Raw genomic sequence first — 2,721 nt, 5'->3', positions numbered from 1 at the left:
TTAAGGTTTTTAAAGCCATGCCATTGCTCCTTTTTATTGTTCTGATGTCATTTGAGTAAATTTTAATACCATCACAGTGGCATTATCCTGATACGGCTTTTGCAGGCTCTGAACGTAACCAATAATATGTTCAGCCAACAGTTGTAAATCGGCAGCACGCAAGCGATGGCACAAAGAGGCCAGCTCTGTTTCGGGCATCGTTTCAACGCCATCACTGGCCAGAATAATGATGTCATCGTGTAACAAGCTAATGGCATCCACATCAATGAAATCAATAGCGACACCCATGACCGCAGACGTTAACTGATTGCGCTGAGGATGAACGGCGATGTCGGCTTCGTCCATCAAACCTGCGGCGACCATTTGTAGCAATTCTGCTTTTTTGGAATGATCCTGATTAAGCCGAATCAACCTGGCATCGCGTACCAGCCACAACGGGCTGTCGCCTACACTGAGCCAATGCAGATGTTCACCGGTAAAGGCGGTTGCCACCAGCGTTCCGCCCATCCCCTGGCATTGTGGGTACTGTGCAATATACTCGGCCAGATGTTGATTGGCCGCCATTAAGCAATCTTGTAAGCGCATGTCCATGTGTTGCTCTTCGCTGGCGCAAAAAGCATCACTAAAGCCACGTAAAATCTCCTGGCTGGCCACCTCACCATGCACAGCCCCGCCCATGCCATCAGACAGCAACGCCAGCGCAAAACCGCTGGGCCAGATCATTTTGGTGACAGCGTCTTGTTGGTAATCCCGTTGACCAACCGTTTGTGACCAGCCGATAGATAACTGCAACATCATTATTGCCAACTAAAGCTGGCATCACAAAACGCGACAAAACGCAGCGTTGTTGCTCCCACCTTGAGGATATCACCACTTTTTAATAACATTTGCCCTGCTATTATCTGTCCATTTAGACGATTAAGGCTGGAACCATTGCCCGGCGCGACAATAAACTCGCGGTTTTCATCATCAAAAATCACTAATAATTGTTGTTTTGAGGTAATAGAGGTATCGCCGAAATTCAGCACTATCCGCTCAGTTAGCGAGCGGGAAATCGCACTTTGCCCCGCACAGACATTCAGACTTTTTCCTTTGCCAGGGCCGTCAACAACGACGAACCAGCCACAGACAAAACTGGCAGCCGCATCACCGGCACTGCCAAAATTGATCGAGGTTTTTGGCTCAGCCGCCACATCGGACGCGGCTGCCGCGGCTTGTTGCACCGGCGCGGCTGCCGCAAATTGCGGTTGAGCGGCATTGACAGGCCGGGTTGGCGGTTCGGGTGTCACCGCCATAGCGCCAGGACGCATAGCTTTTGCCTGCTCGCCCGCTGCGATATGGTTAAATAAATCTACCGCTGGTGGTTGGGTGCGCTCAGCACCCGCAGCTGGGCCAGTTGCCGCATCAGATGCCTTGTTTTTCGCTGAAGCAAAGCTTGATTCCACTTCAACTGGTTTACCATCAGGCCCTAGTCGAAAACTCATAATCTATTTCTCCGTGTTTAATCCGCTGCAATAAGGCGGTTAACAAGCCGGTCCAGGCAATACTGGCCAACCTGATTGAGTGCTTTTTCTTCACGACCCTGTGCCAGGTTCATCCCAAAGACCAGCAATGCCGACATCATTAATGCCAGCAGCGTGGTGTTAAAAGCGACACCCAGTTTAATGGTGATCAATGCCACCCATGCTTTAATAGCAACAGAATCGCTAATATCGGGCATATCACCAGCACTGGACAGTGCCAGCGCAATACCCACTACGGTACCTATAAAACCCAATGTCGGGATTAGCCAGACTAAATATCGGGCCATGGTATATTTAAGATCAACCTCGTGCTGCATCAACTCCAAAGAAGAGTTCATTAAATTGTTGGCCTGATCGGTGCTGCGGGTGATTTGAAACTGCATAATGATGCGTTTGATAAGACGCTGTAAGTAAAACTGGCTGCCAGCGCGATCAGCATTAATAGCCTGATATACTGGCACTAAATCTTTTGAACGGTACAGTGCTGTATCATCATCGCTCATTAAACCACGTGATAATTGCGCTAACTCCTGACTAGCCCTGTGCCAACGCACCCAAATTTCACCTGCACACAGAAAAAACAATAACCACATCAGGTTTTGAATAGTAAAAGGATAAACAGGGGCACTTCTGTCAAATAGAATATCCGCAGCCCGCAGTTCTGTCATATTAGTGGCTTGCGGTGCCGTAAACATGGAAGCAAGAACAATAATGACAATAGCAGTAAAGGCTGCGGTTAATAACACTATCACCCGGTAATAGGCTTCTTCTTTCTCCAGATGGGTCATGCACTCCGTCTCCGTCTGTTAATCTGATAGGCAATGATCACTTCCATTAAACGCAATTTTGTTGCCCCAATATAAATATAATCATTAGCTGTCAGCTGCGCCTGATGAAAACGCAGCCATTGATTACCATCCCAATAAAACGAACCAAAGCTGGATTGGCAATCTTCAAGCTGCACGTTTTGCAGGTTGGTTACAGTTAAGCGCAAATGTTGACGTGATACGCTGGCGTCCTCTAACACCACATCATTACTCTGACTGCAACGACCTACCCTGATGATGACTCCCTGCATAATGATGTGCCAGATTAAAGTGTTAACAAATGTATATTAGCGAGTATGGTTACAAATGGGTAGTGTAAATTTAGCTGGGAGAAAATAACACCTCAACACCAACAATGAAAAGCTAATAAC

Annotated in this window: 4 protein-coding genes; all 4 read right to left on the bottom strand. The window is 47.6% G+C overall.

Annotated features, from left to right (window positions below):
• Positions 1–33: 33 nt before the first annotated feature.
• The 4 genes from V7D78_RS14720 to V7D78_RS14705 are packed head-to-tail and all read right to left on the bottom strand — an operon-like array spanning position 34 to position 2,601.
• The gene (locus V7D78_RS14720; protein ID WP_333609215.1) at positions 34–798 is read right to left on the bottom strand and encodes a PP2C family protein-serine/threonine phosphatase; all 765 of its coding nucleotides are present in this window, start codon (positions 796–798) and stop codon (positions 34–36) included.
• A complete protein-coding gene (locus V7D78_RS14715; RefSeq protein ID WP_333609214.1) occupies positions 798–1,484 on the bottom strand; it encodes a hypothetical protein in 687 nt (228 codons plus the stop codon). Before V7D78_RS14715 ends, V7D78_RS14720 begins: the two co-directional genes overlap by 1 nt.
• Before the next feature lie 17 nt (positions 1,485–1,501).
• A complete protein-coding gene (locus tag V7D78_RS14710; protein ID WP_333609213.1) occupies positions 1,502–2,311 on the bottom strand; it encodes a MotA/TolQ/ExbB proton channel family protein in 810 nt (269 codons plus the stop codon).
• The gene (locus V7D78_RS14705) at positions 2,308–2,601 is read right to left on the bottom strand and encodes an FHA domain-containing protein (RefSeq protein WP_333609212.1); all 294 of its coding nucleotides are present in this window, start codon (positions 2,599–2,601) and stop codon (positions 2,308–2,310) included. Before V7D78_RS14705 ends, V7D78_RS14710 begins: the two co-directional genes overlap by 4 nt.
• Positions 2,602–2,721: the final 120 nt, after the last annotated feature.

The sequence above is a fragment of the Arsukibacterium sp. genome (assembly GCF_036735525.1).
Lineage (GTDB): Bacteria > Pseudomonadota > Gammaproteobacteria > Enterobacterales > Alteromonadaceae > Alishewanella.
Note: the sequence above shows the minus strand (reverse complement) of the source record. Positions and strands in the feature narration are given on the sequence as shown.

What these genes read in the sequence shown, in the direction of transcription:
- V7D78_RS14720 (WP_333609215.1), bottom strand. Translation starts at nt 798, where the DNA reads ATGATGTTGCAGTTATCTATCGGCTGGTCACAAACGGTTGGTCAACGG.
- V7D78_RS14715 (WP_333609214.1), bottom strand. Translation starts at nt 1,484, where the DNA reads ATGAGTTTTCGACTAGGGCCTGATGGTAAACCAGTTGAAGTGGAATCA.
- V7D78_RS14710 (WP_333609213.1), bottom strand. Translation starts at nt 2,311, where the DNA reads ATGACCCATCTGGAGAAAGAAGAAGCCTATTACCGGGTGATAGTGTTA.
- V7D78_RS14705 (WP_333609212.1), bottom strand. Translation starts at nt 2,601, where the DNA reads ATGCAGGGAGTCATCATCAGGGTAGGTCGTTGCAGTCAGAGTAATGAT.